General features: G+C 67.3%; 16 protein-coding genes and 2 pseudogenes. 5 read left to right on the top strand and 13 right to left on the bottom strand.

Annotation, left to right across the window (positions count from 1 at the left end; genetic code table 11):
• Positions 1–68: 68 nt before the first annotated feature.
• The 9 genes from N4G47_RS03085 to N4G47_RS03045 all read right to left on the bottom strand — a co-directional run bounded on the left by N4G47_RS03085 (position 69) and on the right by N4G47_RS03045 (position 8,156).
• Entirely contained in the window at positions 69–1,433 is a 1,365-nt protein-coding gene (locus N4G47_RS03085; protein WP_475285121.1) for an aminodeoxychorismate synthase component I, read from the bottom strand.
• Between the two features lie 187 nt (positions 1,434–1,620).
• On the bottom strand, positions 1,621–2,883 hold the full coding sequence (fabF, locus tag N4G47_RS03080; protein ID WP_107230030.1) for a beta-ketoacyl-ACP synthase II: 1,263 nt from the start codon (positions 2,881–2,883) through the stop codon (positions 1,621–1,623).
• A gap of 142 nt (positions 2,884–3,025) precedes the next feature.
• Positions 3,026–3,265: an acyl carrier protein gene (acpP, locus tag N4G47_RS03075; protein ID WP_005415509.1), complete on the bottom strand. Its 240-nt coding sequence runs from the start codon at positions 3,263–3,265 to the stop codon at positions 3,026–3,028.
• Between the two features lie 152 nt (positions 3,266–3,417).
• On the bottom strand, positions 3,418–4,161 hold the full coding sequence (fabG, locus tag N4G47_RS03070; RefSeq protein WP_005408312.1) for a 3-oxoacyl-ACP reductase FabG: 744 nt from the start codon (positions 4,159–4,161) through the stop codon (positions 3,418–3,420).
• 82 nt (positions 4,162–4,243) lie between these two features.
• A complete protein-coding gene (gene fabD, locus N4G47_RS03065) occupies positions 4,244–5,188 on the bottom strand; it encodes an ACP S-malonyltransferase (RefSeq protein ID WP_475285119.1) in 945 nt (314 codons plus the stop codon).
• Positions 5,189–5,417: 229 nt separating this feature from the next.
• Entirely contained in the window at positions 5,418–6,200 is a 783-nt protein-coding gene (locus tag N4G47_RS03060) for a BUD32 family EKC/KEOPS complex subunit (protein WP_107230028.1), read from the bottom strand.
• Between the two features lie 75 nt (positions 6,201–6,275).
• Positions 6,276–7,253, bottom strand: coding sequence for a beta-ketoacyl-ACP synthase III (locus N4G47_RS03055; protein ID WP_107230027.1), 978 nt, complete (start codon positions 7,251–7,253; stop codon positions 6,276–6,278).
• 91 nt (positions 7,254–7,344) lie between these two features.
• On the bottom strand, positions 7,345–7,539 hold the full coding sequence (rpmF, locus tag N4G47_RS03050; RefSeq protein WP_005408308.1) for a 50S ribosomal protein L32: 195 nt from the start codon (positions 7,537–7,539) through the stop codon (positions 7,345–7,347).
• Between the two features lie 107 nt (positions 7,540–7,646).
• Entirely contained in the window at positions 7,647–8,156 is a 510-nt protein-coding gene (locus tag N4G47_RS03045; protein ID WP_107230026.1) for a YceD family protein, read from the bottom strand.
• A gap of 114 nt (positions 8,157–8,270) precedes the next feature.
• On the opposite strand from N4G47_RS03045, the gene N4G47_RS03040 reads away from it, so the two are divergent.
• Entirely contained in the window at positions 8,271–8,840 is a 570-nt protein-coding gene (locus N4G47_RS03040) for a Maf family protein (protein ID WP_475285116.1), read from the top strand.
• Positions 8,841–8,934: 94 nt separating this feature from the next.
• On the opposite strand, the gene N4G47_RS03035 is transcribed toward N4G47_RS03040, so the two are convergent.
• Complete coding sequence (locus N4G47_RS03035) at positions 8,935–10,770, bottom strand: glycosyltransferase family 39 protein (RefSeq protein ID WP_475285114.1); 1,836 nt, start codon at positions 10,768–10,770, stop codon at positions 8,935–8,937.
• A gap of 41 nt (positions 10,771–10,811) precedes the next feature.
• Between N4G47_RS03035 and N4G47_RS03030 the strand changes: the two genes are divergently transcribed.
• The 4 genes and pseudogenes from N4G47_RS03030 to N4G47_RS03015 all read left to right on the top strand — a co-directional run bounded on the left by N4G47_RS03030 (position 10,812) and on the right by N4G47_RS03015 (position 15,176).
• Positions 10,812–11,765, top strand: a complete 954-nt coding sequence (locus N4G47_RS03030) for an AAA family ATPase (protein WP_249844863.1) — start codon at positions 10,812–10,814, stop codon at positions 11,763–11,765.
• A 2-nt stretch (positions 11,766–11,767) separates the two neighbouring features.
• The gene (locus tag N4G47_RS03025) at positions 11,768–12,712 is read left to right on the top strand and encodes a DUF58 domain-containing protein (RefSeq protein ID WP_475285112.1); all 945 of its coding nucleotides are present in this window, start codon (positions 11,768–11,770) and stop codon (positions 12,710–12,712) included.
• Positions 12,705–14,653 (top strand): annotated as a pseudogene (locus tag N4G47_RS03020) (transglutaminase TgpA family protein). The gene N4G47_RS03025 and the pseudogene N4G47_RS03020 overlap by 8 nt, the downstream one beginning before the upstream one ends.
• Positions 14,650–15,176, top strand: a pseudogene (locus N4G47_RS03015) (Slp family lipoprotein). The pseudogenes N4G47_RS03020 and N4G47_RS03015 overlap by 4 nt, the downstream one beginning before the upstream one ends.
• Positions 15,177–15,269: 93 nt before the next feature.
• Here N4G47_RS03015 and N4G47_RS03010 read toward each other — a convergent pair.
• The 3 genes from N4G47_RS03010 to N4G47_RS03000 all read right to left on the bottom strand — a co-directional run bounded on the left by N4G47_RS03010 (position 15,270) and on the right by N4G47_RS03000 (position 16,820).
• Positions 15,270–15,629 carry a histidine triad nucleotide-binding protein gene (locus tag N4G47_RS03010; protein WP_249844866.1) on the bottom strand — a complete coding sequence of 120 codons (360 nt, stop codon included), beginning with the start codon at positions 15,627–15,629 and terminating at the stop codon, positions 15,270–15,272.
• A gap of 67 nt (positions 15,630–15,696) precedes the next feature.
• Positions 15,697–16,296, bottom strand: coding sequence for a recombination mediator RecR (gene recR / locus N4G47_RS03005; RefSeq protein ID WP_154262515.1), 600 nt, complete (start codon positions 16,294–16,296; stop codon positions 15,697–15,699).
• 203 nt (positions 16,297–16,499) lie between these two features.
• Complete coding sequence (locus tag N4G47_RS03000) at positions 16,500–16,820, bottom strand: YbaB/EbfC family nucleoid-associated protein (RefSeq protein WP_005408298.1); 321 nt, start codon at positions 16,818–16,820, stop codon at positions 16,500–16,502.

Here is a 16,820-nt window from a genome sequence, read left to right as displayed (position 1 = left end):
CACCCACCAACATGACCGCCGGGGTCAGAGCCCTCGCGCGGTGCGCGAGGGATCCGACCCCGGCCGAATCAGCCCTGCTGGCCCAGCGCGCGCAGCAGGCCGCGGGCCTTGGCGCGGGTCTCGTCCAGTTCCTTGTCCGGGTCCGAATCCACCACGATGCCGGCACCGGTACGGAAGCTCACCTCATGGCCGTCCACTTCGGCGGTGCGGATCAGGATGTTCAGGTCCAGGTCGCCATCGCGGTTCAGCCAGCCGAACGCACCGGTGTAGGCCCCGCGCGGCACCTGTTCCAGCTCGCTGATGATCTGCATGCAGCGCACCTTCGGGCAGCCGGTGATGGTGCCGCCCGGGAACGTAGCGGCGATCACCTCGCCGGGAGTGACTTCCGGGCGCAGGTGGCCACTGACGTTGCTGACGATGTGGTGCACATGCGCGTAGCTCTCCACGGTCATCAGCTCATCGACCACCACGGTGCCGGGCTGGCAGATGCGGCCCAGATCATTGCGCTCCAGGTCGATCAGCATCACGTGCTCGGCACGCTCCTTGGGGTGGCCGACCAGCTCCTGGATGCGCGCGGCATCATCATCGCCCTCGAAGCGCGGCCGCGTGCCGGCAATCGGCCGGGTCTGCGCATGCCCGGCATGCACGGAGACCAGCCGCTCCGGCGAGGAGCTGACCACGTGACGGCCGTGTGCGCTGAACAGGCCGGCAAACGGCGCCGGGTTGGCACGGCGCAGCTGCGCATACAGCGCCTGCGGGCTGACCGGCGCGGCGAACTGCGCGCTCCAGCGCCGCGACAGGTTCACCTGGAACACGTCGCCGGCGCGCAGGTAGTCGATCACCCGGCGCACGCCATCGGTGAAGCGCTGCGGCGCGTCTTCGCCGACCGCCTGCGGCGGCTGCCAGCCCTGCCCCGCATCCGGCAGTGCCTGCGCGGCCAGTTCCACCAGCGCATCCAGCAGCGCCTGTTCGCCCGCTTCGGCGATGACGAAACTGGCGTCGTTGTGATGGTCATGCAGCACGGCGGCCGGGCAGCGCAGCGCCAGCGCGGTCGAGCGGCCGTCCTCGCGCGCACGTGCCGGCAGCACCGGTTCGATCTGGCTGGCCACTTCGTAATCCAGCATCAGCGCCCAGCCGCCACGGAACGGCAGGCTGTGGCTGCCATCATGCGGCAGGCGCTCATGCTGCCAGGCACGGTCCAGTGCCTGCAGGAACGTGCCGGGCTGCACCACGTCGTGCAGATCGCGCACCTGGCCATCGGCATCCAGCCGCAGGCCATCGCCCTGCGCGGCCAGCAGCAGGCTCCAGCGCCCCTGGGCGGTGCCCGAGGCGGTGGATTCCATCAGCAGCGGGAAACGCGCCGGGTCGTGCTGCTGCAGGGCCAGCAGGTCGATCGGGTGCGGTAGCGGGTGGATCAGCGGTGCGTGGGTCATGGCGGCCAGTTCGGGGGTTCAGATGCACGGAAGCCGCCTTGCGGCGGCCTCCTGCTGCGTAGAGTCGAGCTTGCTCGACTGCATTGCGCGGTCAGTCGAGCAAGCTCGACTCTACACAACGGCGGAGTCGAGCATGGCTCGGCCCTACCAAGGCGACGTCGAGCATCGCTCGACGTCGCAACACCGGTCAGACGCGCTTGAAGATCAGCGTGCCGTTGGTGCCGCCGAAGCCGAAGCCATTGGACATCACCACGTCCACCTTGGCCTGGCGTGCTTCGTTGGGCACGTAGTCCAGGTCACAGCCTTCGCCCGGCTGCTGCAGGTTGATGGTCGGCGGAATGACGTTGTCCTGCAGCGCCATCACCGAGAAGATCGCTTCCACGCCGCCGGCCGCGCCGAGCAGGTGGCCGGTCATCGACTTGGTGGAGCTGACCATCATCTTGTAGGCGTGGTCGCCGAAGGCGGTCTTCATCGCCATCGTTTCGCCGAGGTCGCCCAGCGGCGTGGAAGTGCCGTGCGCGTTGAGGTAACCGACCTGTTCCGGGGTCACGCCGGCGTCCTTCATGGCCATCACCATGCAGCGCGCGGCGCCTTCGCCGTTCTCGCTCGGGGCGGTCATGTGGTACGCGTCGGAGCTGGCGCCGAAACCGGCGAGCTCACAATAGATCTTCGCGCCACGGGCCTTGGCGTGCTCGTACTCTTCCAGGATCAGGATGCCGGCGCCGTCGCCCAGCACGAAGCCGTCACGGTCCTTGTCCCACGGGCGCGAGGCCTGTTCCGGAGCGTCGTTGCGGGTGCTCATCGCCTTCATCGCGCAGAAGCCGCCCAGTGCGGTTGGCGAGGAGCCACGCTCGGCACCACCGACCACCATCACGTCGGCATCGCCGTACTGGATCATGCGCATCGCGGTACCGATCGAATGGTTCGAGGTCGCGCATGCCGACACCGCCGAGAACGACGGGCCCTTCAGGCCGCTGATGATGCTCAGCTGGCCCGGCAGCATGTTGATGATGGTCTTGGGCACGTAGAAGGGCGAGATCTTCTTGCCCTCGTGGAACTCGATGGTCTGCTCTTCAATACCGAGCAGGCCGCCGATGCCGGCGCCGACGATGGCGCCGATGCGCTCGGCATTGGCTTCGGTGATTTCCAGGCCCGAGTCGTGCAGGGCCATGAACGAGGCACCGAGGCCGTAATGGATGAACGGGTCCATCTTCTTGGCATCCTTGCCGCTGACCCGGTACTTGCCGAACAGTTCGTTGTCGGCGGTGATGTCAAAACCCTTGACCTCACCTGCAATCTTGGTGGTGAACCGGTCCAGGTAGGCATCGGCAACGTTGGTCAGCGGACCGATGCCCGAACGACCGTGGGTGATGCCTTCCCAGCTGCTGGCCAGATCATTGCCCAACGGCGAGACGATACCCAGGCCGGTTACGACGACGCGACGCTTCATTGCTGATTCTCCTGACCCGAAGGTTCAATCGGGTAACACGGTTTGCTTCGGTGTGATGCTCAAACACACGGGGCCGCAACTGCGGCCCCATGGGGTGCGGTGCGCGGCGAGCGGAGACCCGCGCGCGCACTGCCGTCTGACATCAGGCCTTGACGTGGGCCTTGATGTAGTCGATGGCGGCCTGCACGGTGCTGATCTTCTCGGCTTCTTCGTCCGGGATCTCGCACTCGAATTCTTCTTCCAGGGCCATCACCAGCTCGACGGTGTCCAGCGAGTCAGCGCCCAGGTCATCGACGAACGATGCGCTGTTGGTGACTTCTTCTTCCTTGACGCCAAGCTGTTCGACGACGATTTTCTTGACGCGTTCTTCGATGGTGCTCATGGGATCTCGCTCCAGATGGAGTTGTGGTTCAAAAGTGGTCGCCATCAAAGGCGATGGCCGTGGGATAGTGTAGTGGAAACCGGCGCGGCCTTGCATCGCAGCAAAAACCTCAGCAGATCAACCACTTGCGGCGCAATCCCTGCGCCCCTTGCTTACGGCATGTACATGCCACCGTTCACATGGAGGGTTTCGCCGGTGATGTAACCGGCAGCCGGGCTGGCCAGGAAGGCCACCGCATGGGCGATGTCTTCGGGCGAACCCAGGCGTTCGAGGGCGATGTCGTTGATCAGCGCGGTACGCGCCTCTTCCGGCAACGCCTTGGTCATGTCGGTGTCGATGAAGCCCGGTGCGACCACATTGACGGTGACACCGCGCGAACCGATTTCCTTGGCCAGCGACTTGCTGAAGCCGATGATGCCGGCCTTGGCCGCGGCGTAGTTGGCCTGGCCGGCATTGCCGGTCACGCCCACCACCGATGCGATGTTGATGATGCGGCCCTTGCGCGCCTTCATCATGCCGCGCATGACCGCCTTGCTGGTGCGGAACACGCTGGTCAGGTTGGTGTCGATGATCGACGCCCAGTCCTCGTCCTTCATGCGCATCAGCAGGTTGTCGCGGGTGATGCCGGCATTGTTGACGAGGATCGAGATCGGGCCGAATTCCTTGGCGATGCCATCGAGCACGCTGTCCAGTGCGGCAGCGTCGGTGACGTTCAGCGCGCGGCCGTGACCGCCGTGGGCGGCCAGACGCTCGCCGATCGCGGCAGCGCCGGATTCGGTGGTGGCGGTGCCGATGACGGTGGCGCCCTGGGCGGCCAGCAGATCGGCGATGGCGGCACCAATGCCACGGCTGGCACCGGTGACCAGTGCGATTTCACCCTGCAGGGGCTTGCTCATGATGTTTTCCTCAGGCGGGAGCGGCCGCCGCACCCGGACCGCGTGCAGCGGCCACCGGTACGGTCGGCAGGAACAGGGAAGGTCAGGCCGACCATGCCTCGCGGGCGGCTTCGAAGTCGCCCGGCGTGGCCAGCGAACGGCCGTCGATGGCCTTGTCGATGCGCTTGACTAGGCCGGTCAGCACCTTGCCCGGGCCGCACTCGGCAACCTGGGTGATGCCACGGGCGGCCAGCGCCTGCACGCAACCGGTCCACTGCACCGGCTGGTACAGCTGCTGCACCAGCGCGGTACGGATGGCATCGACGCCGTCATGCACCTTGGCATCGACGTTCTGCACCACCGGCAGCTGCGGCGCCTGCCAGGACAGCCCAGCCATCACTTCGGCCAGGCGGTTGGCGGCTTCGCGCATCAGCGGGGTGTGCGAGGGCACGCTGACGGCCAGCTTGACCGCCTTGCGTACGCCCTTTTCAGCCAGCAGCGCCAGCGCGCGGTCGACCGCCTCGGCATCGCCACCGATCACGATCTGGCCCGGCGAATTGAAGTTGGCTGGCACCACTACCTGGCTGCCTGCGGCTTCGGCGCAGACGTCCAGCACCAGCTGGTCTTCGGCACCGAGCACGGCGGCCATGGCGCCAACACCGGCCGGCGCGGCTTCCTGCATCAGCTGGCCGCGCAGGCGCACCAGATGGGCGCCGTCGTGCAGGCTCAGCGCGCCGGAAGCGACAAGGGCGGTGTACTCACCCAGGCTGTGGCCGGCCAGCACCGACGGACGCGGACCGCCGACGGCGCTCCAGGCACGCCACACGCCGATGCTTGCGGCCAGCAGGGCCGGCTGGGTGTATTCGGTACGGTTGAGCATTTCCTCCGGGCCGCCCTGGGACAGCGCCCACAGGTCGACACCGGCACCGTCGGATGCCTCGGTGAAGGCTTCACGCACCTGCGGGTGCAGTTCGGCCAGCTCGGCCACCATGCCCACAGACTGCGAGCCCTGGCCGGGGAAGACAAAAGCGAGGGTGGATACGGTCACGCGGTCATCCGCTTGCTGCAATCGAAGCGGGCCATGATAAGGGCGAATCCGCTGTGTCGTCTGTACGTGCGCGTATGCAGGCGTATGGAGTGCGGCCGCGGGACAACCCGGCATCCGGCGCGGTGTCCCCGCCCGGGTAGAGTCGACTGCCTTTCGATCAGCCCCTGAAAACCCGCGCTGCGCGCGGAAGTCGACTGACAGTCGACTTTACCGCAGCGCGAACCAGCCATCAGCAGAACAGCTGCAGCACGTCCAGATCGCCGTCGGCGAGGAAGTCCACGCACAGCCCCACCAGCATCAGCACGCCAGCGGTACTGGCGCCATGGGTGATGAAGATCGAATGGGCCAGCGCGCGCGCCGAACGGCCCAGCTTCATGCAGACCCGGGCCAGGCTGCGCAGGCGGCCACTGACGGCGTGCACGTGCTCGCGCACCGGCGCCTGAACCTCACCCATCGCCTCGGCCATCATCGCCTGCAGCTGCTCGGGGCGGTCGGCGTAGTACTTGGCCACGCCGTAGCCGAACATCAGCCAGTCGCGGGCCTGCGCTTCGGCCAGATCCATCACTTCCAGCGGATCTTCCTCGAAGTCGATGAAACCGACCTTTTCCCCATCCCAGGTGAGATTACGCGGCAGCGGCTGGCCGAAGTAGGCGCCGCGCGCGTGTGCCTCGGCGAGGGACTGCATCGCGGCCATCACCAGGCGGTCGCGCTGTGCGTCGTCGGCCTCGCGCAGGCAGGTGTTGAACGAGCTGCCGTTGTCGCCGATCACCAGCGCGGCGTGGCCGCTGCCCAGCACACCGGGCACGTTCACACCCTGCGCCTGCAGTTCAGCCAGGCGACGGGCCTCGGTTTCACGCGCGGCATCGCCGCCCCGGTGCGGCGGCGGGCGCAGGGCATCCAGATGAAAACGGCGAGCGATGACATTGAGCAGGCCCAGGGCCAGTGCGCGGCTTCCCTTGCCGTACTGCTTCAGCCAGGCGCGCTGCCCTTCAATGACGATGGGCTCAACCATGACAGGACCTCCTAAACGCGTTACGGCCCCAGAGGGGCCGTAACGACAGACTTCACGTTGTCGTAACTTGCACTATCAATAGCGCAGCAGGGCCGAACCCCACGTGAAGCCGCCACCGAAGGCTTCCAGCAGCAGCAGCTGGCCACGCTCGACCTTGCCCGAGCGCACCGCGGCGTCCAGCGCCAGCGGCACCGAACCGGACGAGGTGTTGCCGTGCTTGTCGACGGTCACCACCACCTGCTCCATCGACATGTCCAGGCGCTTGGCAGTGGCTTCGATGATGCGCAGGTTGGCCTGGTGCGGAATCAGCCAATCCAGGTCGGATTTGTCCAGGCCATTGGCGGCCAGGGTTTCGTCCACGACCGAGTCCAGCGCCTTGACGGCGTACTTGAACACGTCGTTGCCCTTCATGTTGATGGTGCCACCGCCATTGGCGCCGCCCTTGAAGCCAGTCGAGACGCCCACCGGGTTCCACAGCAGTTCCTTCTTGCTGCCATCGGCATGCAGGTGGGTGCTGAGAATGCCGGTCTCTTCGTCGGCCTTGAGCACGACGGCGCCAGCGCCATCGCCGAACAGCACGCAGGTGGTGCGATCGTTCCAGTCGACCATGCGGGTCAGCGTTTCGGTGCCGATCACCAGCACATGCTTGCAGTCGCCGGAACGGATGAACTTGTCGGCCACGCCCAACGCGAACACGAAGCCCGAGCAGGCGGCGTTGACGTCAAAGGCAGGGCACCCCGCTACACCGAGCTTGGCCTGGATCAGGCACGCGGTGGAGGGGAAAATGAGATCAGGCGTGGTCGTGCCGACCACGATCATGTCGAGCTGCGAAGCGTCGATGCCGGCCGCTTCAAGCGCGCGCAGCGCGGCCTGGTAGCCGAGATCGCTGGTGGTTTCGCCTTCGGCCGCGATGTGCCGTTCACGAATTCCGGTGCGCGACTGGATCCACTCATCCGAGGTTTCGACCATTTTTTCCAGGTCGGCGTTGGTCAGGACTTTTTCCGGCAAATAGCTACCGGTGCCCGCGATCCTCGAGTAGATCCGCTTGCTCATCATGTTTCCTGTTGCGCGGGCCGCCGATCACCGGCACGCCCGGGAAAGAAGGCAAAGGCCGCTGCCCGGAGGCAGCGGCCTTCCCGGCACATCAATCTTCTTCGACGGCCGAGGTCTTGGTCTGGATGACCTTCTTGCCGCGGTAGAAACCGTCAGCAGTGATGTGGTGACGCAGATGCACTTCGCCGGTGGTCGGGTCGGTCGACAGCTGCTTGGCGCTCAGGGCGTCATGCGAACGGCGCTGGCCGCGACGGGACGGGGTAACACGGGATTTCTGGACAGCCATGGGATTGCTCCAAACTCGGTTCGTTTTGCTTCGTCGTTTCGTCGCACAGGACGCCAGCGCCCAGCACACTTTTCGCTTTCGCCGCAGCCGCCGACGACAACCGGCTGCTATTGTTTCTTCAATGCCGCCAACGCCGCAAACGGGTTGGCCTTCTTCGTTTCTTCTTCGCTCGGCGCCCAGTCCTTGTCGACTGCTTCACCGTCGGGCGACAGCGGTACCACCGGCACCGCCAGCACCAATTCGTCCTCGACCAGATCCAGCGGCTTCAGCTGGCCATCTTCCGGCACCAGCAACGCCTCGTATTCCTCCGGCAGGGACGATTCCTCGTCCTCGTCGCGGATCAGGCCAAGCCTCTGGGTCACCTTCACCGGCAACAGGAATCGCTGCATGCTGCGCTGACAGATCAGCGGCAGCGCGGTATCGATGGTCAGTTCCACATAGGATACCCGCAAGACGTCGTCGCGACCGAATTCAAGCGAGTAGACACACTCGCCGTCGGTATCGGCGACCAACCCCTGCAGGCGGGTCAATTCAGCCAGGGAGACCTGGCCGTCGAAGCGCCTTCGCGCTACAACCATCCGCCAGGCATCCAGCGTTTCGGGCACGTTCGCGGACATAAGCCGCTGAATACTAAGGATCGGGGCGGCGGCTGTCAAATGCCCGCCATACAGGGTCTTGCTGCGGGCGCCAGCGACGGGCCAGACTGCCCCGCCCTGCCCCGGTATTGTCGCATGTCACTGGTCCTGGCCTCCACGTCCCGCTACCGCCGCGAGCTGCTGCAACGGCTGGGGCTGCCCTTTGACTGCGCACGCCCGGAGGTGGACGAGACTCCGCTGCGCGGCGAGGCACCGCAGGCCCTGGCCGTGCGCCTGGCGGCCGCCAAGGCCGCCGAGGTGGCCGCCCGCCATCCCGGCGCCTGGGTGATCGGCTCGGAGCAGGTGGCGGACCTGAACGGGCAGCCGCTGGGCAAGCCTGGGACGGCCGAGGCGGCCTGCGCGCAGCTGGCGGCGATGTCCGGGCAGACGGTGCGCTTCCATACCGCCATCAGTCTCACTCGTGACGGAGAATCCCTGGCCGCGCTCGACATGACCGAGGTGCGCTTCCGCACGCTGGAACAGACTGAGATCGCCCGCTATGTGGCCGCCGAACAACCGCTGGACTGCGCCGGCAGCTTCAAATGCGAAGGTCTGGGCATCAGCCTGTTCGAGGCGATCGACAACCGCGACCCGAGCGCGCTGATCGGACTGCCGCTGATCGCGCTGTGCCGATTGCTGCGCAAGGCCGGGTTCGCGGTGCCCTGAACGGTAGAGTCGAGCTTGCTCGACTGCTCTTCCGGCCAACCGTCACCTGGTACAGAAGCAGTCGAGCAAGCTCGACTCTACGAAAGCGGATGCCTCAGCGAACCTCGAACGGCTGCTCCTGCCATTCTTCAACGCTGCCATCACGCCCGTGCAGGCGCAGGCCCAGCCAGTGCCGGCCGGGTTCGAGCGTGGTGGTATCCAGCGCCGAATCGAAACCCACCGCCGGATGTTGCGGATCCGTGCTGTCCGGCCAGGTGTGACGCACGTCGAACACGCGCCCATAGCGCGCATCGCCGATGCGGCGGCCATCGACCAGGATCTCCACGCGCTCCAGCCCGACACCATCCTTGAACGCCCATCCCTTGATCGCCAGCGTGCCGGACACCCGTTGGCCGTTGGCCGGCGAATCCAGCCACGCCATGGCCGGGGTGACGCAGGGGCCCGGCGCGCGCTGCGCGGGCAGGCGGAACAACAGGAAGCGCTGGAATCCATGATCGCTGCTGACCACCCGCGGTGCAGGCAACGGCCCCACCTGCTCGCAGATGGCGTGGTAGCGCGCCAGCAGATCGCGATAGCGCTGATCGCTGGGTGACAGCACCAGCAGCATCGGCGCACCACGCTGGCCATCGTGCAGCAGGTTCCACTGCGCCAGCTGCGCGGTCCGTCCGTGCTTGTCGTTGAGCGGATGCGGCAGCACCTCGATGTCACCGGTACGCAGCTGGAAGCCCAGTTCGGCGCCCACCTTGAAGTTGCCCGCCAAAATGCGCGTGCCCTGCGGCATCTGCCGCAGTTCGTCGCGCACCGCCACGGCCAGCGGCTGCCAACCGGCGAAGTTGCGCGGGTAATACTTGCTGCCGGCCAGCTGCTCGCGCAGCGCCGGGGTCGACGCCATCAGGTAGTAGCCGAAGGCCAGCACCGCGCCGGCCGCCGCCAGCCACCACCCGGCACGGCGCAACCAGCGCGGCCAACCGTTGAGCACCACCGGCACCGCCACCAGCAGTGCCAGGTAGCCCGGCAGCGGCCAGTGGAAGCTGATCCGTTCGACATCGGTGAAGAAGCCGAGCACGAAGATGCCCAGCGTCGACACGCCGCCGACCAGGCCGAAGTAACGCCACTGCACGCGCGCACCGCCACCGCTGCGGGTACCGGCCAGCGCCACCTTCCACATCGCGATGCACAGGATCGGCGTCACCAGCATCGGCTGGATCACCAGGAACCACAGCCCGTTCCACTCGAAGGCCCAGGGATGGCGCTCGACCACCTGGAACTTCAGGCCGGCATCGTGGTTGTCCGCATTCCACGCCAGCAGCGGCAGCCACGCCAGCACGCCCACCGCCAGCGCCACCCAGACGCGCGGGTCGGCCAGCATGCGCCGGCCCTGCGGCAGCGCCAGCAAGGCGATGAAGCCAACGCCGATGACACCGATGAAACGGTAGTGGCTGAGCGCACCAATCAGCAGGCCCAGTGCCAGCTTCATCGCCGAGGACGCATCCACGTTGTGCAGCAGGCGTGCGCCGGCACTCAGGCAGATCACCGCCGCCAGCGCCATCGGTACATCCGGCACCGCCAGCAGGCCCAGCGTGGCCGACAGCGGCATCAACAAGGTCAGGCTGCCGGCCTGCCAGCCGGCGACGTTGCCGAACCAGCGCGTGGCAATGCGTACCACCAGCAGCGGCAGCAACGCGCCGATGGCCAGGAACGGCAGCCGCAACCCGAGCACATGCCCGCCACCGATCTCCGCGCCCAGCCGCGCCAGCCATGCGGTCAAGCCGGGCAGATCGGAATAGGCGGCGGCCAGGTGCTGGCCTTCCTGCCAATAGAACGCTTCATCGACAAAAAGCGGCAGGCGCGCAGCCACCACCAGCTTGGCCGCTGTGACCAGCGTCCATAACCAGAGAAATATCGTCCGTGCGCGCTGTTCGCCTTGCATTGCTCTATGGATAATCGATGGATTCCAGACGTGAGACGATCATGCCAGCTTCGTCCCCCAATCCCAGCATGCTAACCGATCAACTGCGCCAGGCCCTGCGGGAGGCACAGGATCAGGTGAACGCACTGGTGCTGGGCAAGGTGCCGGAAGTCAGGCTGGCCTTTGTCGCCCTGCTCTCCGGCGGCCACCTGCTCATCGAGGATCTGCCTGGCCTGGGCAAGACCACACTGGCGCACGCGCTGGCCAGCAGCCTCGGCCTGGGCTTCCAGCGCGTGCAGTTCACCTCCGATCTGCTGCCGGCCGACGTGCTTGGCGTATCGGTGTACGAGGCCGGCAGTCGCCAGTTCCAGTTCCATCCCGGCCCGGTGTTCACTCATGTGCTGCTGGCCGACGAGATCAACCGCGCTCCGCCGCGCACTCAGAGCGCCCTGCTGGAAGCCATGGCCGAACAGCAGGTCACGCTGGACGGACAGACCCATCCGCTGCCCGATCCGTTCTTCGTGATCGCCACCCAGAACCCGGTTGATCTGTCCGGCACGTTCCCGTTGCCGGACTCGCAGCTGGACCGTTTCCTGCTGCGCCTGGCGATGGGCTATCCCAGCGCACAGGCCGAACGCGAACTGCTGCGGGGTACCGATCGTCGCGACCTGATCGCGCGTGCGGTGCCGAAGCTGGATGACCGTCAGGTGCGTGCGCTGCGCGAGGCGGTCGGTCAGGTGCATGCCAGCGACGCGCTGATCGACTACGTGCAGGCACTGCTGACCCGCAGCCGCCAGCACGCCGGCGTACGCGTGGGCCTGTCGCCGCGCGCCGGCCTGGCGCTGCTGCGCGCGGCCCGGGCGCACGCGCTGCTGCTCGGCCGCAACCACGTGGTCCCCGAGGATGTGCAGACCCTGTTCGTGGCGGTGGCCGGGCATCGGCTGGTTGCCGAGGCCGAATCCAGTTCGGGACCGGCCATGGCGCGGGCGATCCTGCAGACCGTCGCGGTGGATTGAACATGGCCTCGCGTTGGGCACGCCTCCAGCTGCTGGCCCGCCCACGCAGTCCCGAAGCCCTGCCGCAGCGGCTGGACCGCCACCGCATCTATGTACTGCCCACCCGCTTCGGCCTGTTCGTCGCCGGCGTGTTGGCGGCGATGCTGCTGGGGGCGTTGAACTACAACAACAACCCGGCCCTGCTGCTGGCGCTGCTGTTGGCCGCTGCGGCCATCGCCAGCGCCATCGCCGCGCACCTGCAGCTGTCCGGCGTGCAGGTCGATGCGATCGCCGCCGAACCGGTGCCGGCCGGCCAGCCGTTGCGCCTGCGGGTGGACCTGTCGCTGCGTGATCCGCGCGCACGGCATGGGCTGCATCTGCAACTGGGCGACAGCCAGGCCTGGGCATCGCTGCCGGCGCACGGCCGCTGCGAGGTGGAACTGGATGTCCCCAGCGAGCGACGCGGCTGGCTGGAACTGCCGCGCATCCGCCTGTCCACCACCCAGCCGCTGGGGCTGGTGCGGGCGTGGTCGTGGGTGTGGCCGGAACAACCGCTGCTGGTCCATCCGCTGGCCGAAGCGATGGCGCCGGCGCTACCCGAGAGTGGCAACGACCCGCTGCACACCCGCGCCCACGCCAGCGGTGAAGAACTGCACCAGCTGCGCGCCTACCGCACCGGCGATGCGCCGCGCAGCATTTCCTGGAAGCACTCGGCGCGGCGTGACAGCCTGCTGGTGCGTGAGTATGAGAAGCCCATCGGCATCGACGTGGTGTTGGACTGGCACACGCTGGCGCCACTGGGCGGCGAAGCACGCATCGCGCGGTTGGCACGCTGGGTCGACAGTGCCGAGCGCGAAGGACGCCGCTACACGCTGCTGCTGCCGGCACATCCTGCCTTCGGGCCCGGCCAGGGCGCCAGCCACCATCAGCTGTGCCTGCGTGCACTGGCCCTGATGCCCCATGACTGACACCGCCATCGAACTTGATCGCGCCACGCGCAACGCAACGCTGGCCAGTGCCGCGCTGGCCCTGTTGCCGCTGCTGCTGCAGCTGCCGCCGGTACTGGCGACGCTGATCGCCGTGGCCGCCCTGCTGACCACCGCGCTGTCGTGGCGGCGGGTGCTGCCGATGCCGCTGCGTCTGCTGCTGGTGCTGGGCATGCTTGCGGCGATCGTGTGGCAGATGGGCCTGGTGCGACCCGGACGCGATACCGGCTGTGCGCTGCTGGCCGCGATGCTGGCCATCAAATCCAGTGAACTGCGCAGCCTGCGCGATGCCCGCAGCCTGCTCGGATTCGCCCTGTTCTCACCCTTTGCCGCGTTTCTGCTCGACCAGGGACCGCTGACGACCACCCTGGCCGCGCTGGCCGGGGTCAGCGCGCTGCTGGCACTGCAACGACTGGCACAGGATGAGGGCCACGCCGGCCGCCTGCCGCTGCGTGGCCAACTGCGGGGTGTCGGCCGCCTGCTGGCGATCGGCCTGCCGCTGGCACTGGCCTGCTTCTGGCTGTTCCCGCGGCTGGCCACCCCGCTCTGGGGTGTGCCCGAGCGCGCGGTGGGTACGCCGGGGTTGTCCGACAGCATGGAGCCGGGCCAGTGGCTGGACCTGATGTCCGACGACACACCGGCACTGCGCGTGCAGTTCTTCGGCGCAACACCGGAGCCGGCACAGCGTTACTGGCGTGGCCCGGTACTGACCGCCTTCGATGGCCGGCGCTGGACCCGGGACCGTGCCAGCGCGCGACGGCCGGTGCCGCAGGTGGAGGCCGCAGGCAGCGGATGGGATTACCAGATCGACTACGAGCCGACCGACCGCCGCCAGCTGGTGGCGCTGGACCTGCCCAGCCAAGCGCCGGCCGGCAGCCAGCTCGATGCCGACATGAGCCTGGGCAGCGAACGCCCGCTCACCTCGCTCAGCCGCTGGCGCCTGCACTCGGCGCCGGTGCAGCGCTTCGACGCCAGCCTGTCGCCCTACCTGCGCCGCGCCACCCTGCAGCTGCCTGCCGGCTTCAACCCGCGCACGGCGACCTTGGCCCGACAATGGCGGCAGCAGGCCGGCGCCGACGATGAAGCCCTCGTGCGGCGCGCACTGCAATGGATCAGCACCGACTTCTCCTACACGCTGGACACGCCGCCGGCCGGCCGCGACCCGGTGGACGAGTTCCTGTTCGATCAGAAGGCCGGCTTCTGTGAACACTTCAGCTCCTCTTCGTGGTGCTGATGCGCAATGCCGGCATCCCCGCGCGCGTGGTGACCGGCTTTGCCGGCGGCACCCGCAACCCGATCGGCGACTACTGGGTGGTGCGACGGATGGATGCGCACGCCTGGGCCGAAGTGTGGCTGCCGCAGCGCGGCTGGGTGCGCATCGACCCGACCGCTGCGGTGGCGCCGGAGCGCATCCTCGATACGCTTGATGACCGCCTGCTGGCCGCCGCCGATACCCCGCTGCAGCAGCGCTGGCTGCAACTGGGCCAGGTGGGCGACTGGCTGCGCCGCGGCTGGAACGACCTGGTGCTGTCCTTCGACGCCCAGCGCCAGCAGCAGCTGCTCAAGCCGTTCGGCCTGGACGATCTGGCGCCTGCCCAGCTGCTGGCCGGTTTTGTGATCGCCGCGTTGATGGCGCTGGCCTGGATGGCCTGGCTGCTGGCCCGGGGCGAACGCGAGCGCGACCCGCTACTGCGCGCCTGGCACCGCCTGGCCCGTCGCTACGCCCGCTTCGGGCTGGCCCGGGAGCCGCACGAAACCGCACACGACTGGGCACGGCGGGTGCATGCCGCGCGGCCCGATCCGGCCCTGCTCGCACTCAGCCAGCGTTTCGCTGACGCGCGTTACGCTGGAACTTGCACCGACCTCGCTTCATTATTGCGGGACCTGCGCAGGCATCGCCCGACTTCCGGAGCCTCCCCATGAACACCAAGTTCCTTCTCACCGCTGTGGCCACGCTGGCCCTGTCGGCCTGCGCCACGGCCCCCAAGCCGCTGCAGGGACAATTCAGCCTGGTTTCCCCCGCGACTCGGTCGCTACCCAGCAGGTCGGCACGCCGGTCCGGTGGGGTGGCCGCATCATTGAAACCAAGCCCGGCCAGGGCGAGACCTGCTTCCAGATGATCTCGCGCCCGCTCAACGCCAGCGGCCGCCCGAACACCACCTCCTCCGATGCCAGCGATGGCCGCTTCATTGCCTGCCGCGCCGGCTTCTACGATCCGGCCGTGTTCGAAGCCGGGCGTGATGTGACCTTCATCGGCAAGATCGATGGCTACCAGAACACCCGCATCGGCGACTACGACTACCGCCTGCCGAAGCTGTCGGCCGATGTGATCTACCTGTGGCCGGAACAGCGCCAGGTCGACGTGGTGCCCTACCCCTATGGTCCGTGGGGCCCGGGCCCGTATGGCCCGTACTGGGGCGGCTACGGCCGTTGGGGCTGGTGGTGATCGCCACGCGCCACGTTTGACGGAAAAGGCCGCCTTCGGGCGGCCTTTTTCATCCACGCATGGCGTGGATCTACTGGAGGGATGCCGGGCGCATCACCGCCCCGGCGCACCGAAATGCCCCAGCGGCGCACCGGCCAGCAGGTGCATGTGGATGTGGAACACGGTCTGCCCTGCGTCCTCGCGGCAGTTCATCACGATGCGGTAGCCGTCCTGCGCGAAGCCTTCGCGCCGCGCATATTCGGCCGCGGCCAGCGCCAGCTTGCCGATCAGGTGCGCTTGCGACGGCTGCAGGTCATCCAGGGTCGGGATGATCTCGTTCTTCGGAATGAACAACACGTGCACCGGTGCCTGCGGCGCGATGTCCTTGAAGCCCAGCACCTCATCATCCTCATAGACGATGGTGGCCGGGATCTCGCGGCGGATGATCTTGCTGAAGAGGGTTTCGGTGCTCATGGTCGGCCTCGGCGGAGATGTCATCCGCATTGTAGGCCGCCCGCGCCGGGCAATGCCCGGCTGACGCTCAATCGCGGAACTCGCTGCGCGTTCCGAACGCGTGCGACAGCGTGCCGCGGTCGACGTACTCCAGCTCACCGCCCAGTGGCAGCCCTTGGGCCAGGCGACTGGGTTGCACCTTGCGCGCCCGTGCCAGCTGCGCCAGGTAATGCGCCGTCGCCTCGCCCTCGACCGTGGCGCTGGTGGCGATGATCAGCTCCTGTACCTCGCCTTCGGCCAGGCGTTGCTCCAGCTGCTCCAGACCCAGCTCGCGCGGCCCGATACCATCGAGCGGCGACAGCCTGCCCTGCAGCACGAAGTACACACCGCGGAAGCCGGTAGCATTCTCGATGGCCAGCCGGTCAGCCGGTGATTCGACCACGCACAACTGGCTGCGCTCACGGCTGCTGTTGGCGCAGGTCGGGCACAGCTCGGTTTCGCTGAAGTCGCGGCACTGCGCGCAATGACCAATGCGCTCCACCGCCAGCGCCAATGTTTCGGCCAGGCGCTGTCCACCTTCGCGCTCACGTTCGAGCAGGTGGTAGGCCATGCGTTGGGCGGTCTTCTGGCCAACGCCAGGCAGCACCCGCAGCGCATCGATCAGTTGTTCAAGCAGGGGTGCGGACACGGCGACAGGCTTTGTAGAGTCGAGCTTGCTCGACTGAAGGGCTTGGTAGAGTCGAGCTTGCTCGACTGAAGAGCGTTGTAGGGTCGAGCTTGCTCGACTGAAGAGCGTTGTAGGGTCGAGCTTGCTCGACTGCTTCATGCATGCAGTCGAGCAAGCTCGACGCTACGAGGAAGGCAGTCGAGCAGGCTCGACGCTACCCGCTATCAGAACGGCAGCTTCATGCCCGGCGGCAGCTGCATGCCGGCGGTGGCCGAACCCATCTTCGACTTCGACTCGGCATCGATCTTGTTCGATGCGTCGTTGAAAGCGGCGGCGATCAGGTCTTCCAGCATTTCCGGATCGCTGGTCAGCGACGGATCGATGCGCACCTTGCGGCACTCCTTGGCGCCGGTCAGGGTCACGCTGACCATGCCGCCACCGGCGCTGCCGGTCACTTCGATCTTGGCGATTTCTTCCTGGGCCTTCTGCAGGTTCTCCTGCATCTTCTGGGCCTGCTGCATCAGTTGGGCGATGTTTCCGCGCAT

Source organism: Stenotrophomonas sp. GSD10, from assembly GCF_056172695.1.
This window is presented reverse-complemented; position numbering and strand designations above follow the sequence as displayed.

Bases quoted from the DNA above. Each gene is read 5' to 3' on its own strand.
- N4G47_RS03085 (WP_475285121.1), bottom strand. From the start codon at position 1,433: ATGACCCACGCACCGCTGATCCACCCGCTACCGCACCCGATCGACCTG.
- fabF (WP_107230030.1), bottom strand. From the start codon at position 2,883: ATGAAGCGTCGCGTCGTCGTAACCGGCCTGGGTATCGTCTCGCCGTTG.
- acpP (WP_005415509.1), bottom strand. From the start codon at position 3,265: ATGAGCACCATCGAAGAACGCGTCAAGAAAATCGTCGTCGAACAGCTT.
- fabG (WP_005408312.1), bottom strand. From the start codon at position 4,161: ATGAGCAAGCCCCTGCAGGGTGAAATCGCACTGGTCACCGGTGCCAGC.
- N4G47_RS03060 (WP_107230028.1), bottom strand. From the start codon at position 6,200: ATGGTTGAGCCCATCGTCATTGAAGGGCAGCGCGCCTGGCTGAAGCAG.
- N4G47_RS03055 (WP_107230027.1), bottom strand. From the start codon at position 7,253: ATGAGCAAGCGGATCTACTCGAGGATCGCGGGCACCGGTAGCTATTTG.
- rpmF (WP_005408308.1), bottom strand. From the start codon at position 7,539: ATGGCTGTCCAGAAATCCCGTGTTACCCCGTCCCGTCGCGGCCAGCGC.
- N4G47_RS03045 (WP_107230026.1), bottom strand. From the start codon at position 8,156: ATGTCCGCGAACGTGCCCGAAACGCTGGATGCCTGGCGGATGGTTGTA.
- N4G47_RS03040 (WP_475285116.1), top strand. From the start codon at position 8,271: ATGTCACTGGTCCTGGCCTCCACGTCCCGCTACCGCCGCGAGCTGCTG.
- N4G47_RS03035 (WP_475285114.1), bottom strand. From the start codon at position 10,770: ATGCAAGGCGAACAGCGCGCACGGACGATATTTCTCTGGTTATGGACG.
- N4G47_RS03030 (WP_249844863.1), top strand. From the start codon at position 10,812: ATGCCAGCTTCGTCCCCCAATCCCAGCATGCTAACCGATCAACTGCGC.
- N4G47_RS03025 (WP_475285112.1), top strand. From the start codon at position 11,768: ATGGCCTCGCGTTGGGCACGCCTCCAGCTGCTGGCCCGCCCACGCAGT.
- N4G47_RS03010 (WP_249844866.1), bottom strand. From the start codon at position 15,629: ATGAGCACCGAAACCCTCTTCAGCAAGATCATCCGCCGCGAGATCCCG.
- N4G47_RS03000 (WP_005408298.1), bottom strand. From the start codon at position 16,820: ATGCGCGGAAACATCGCCCAACTGATGCAGCAGGCCCAGAAGATGCAG.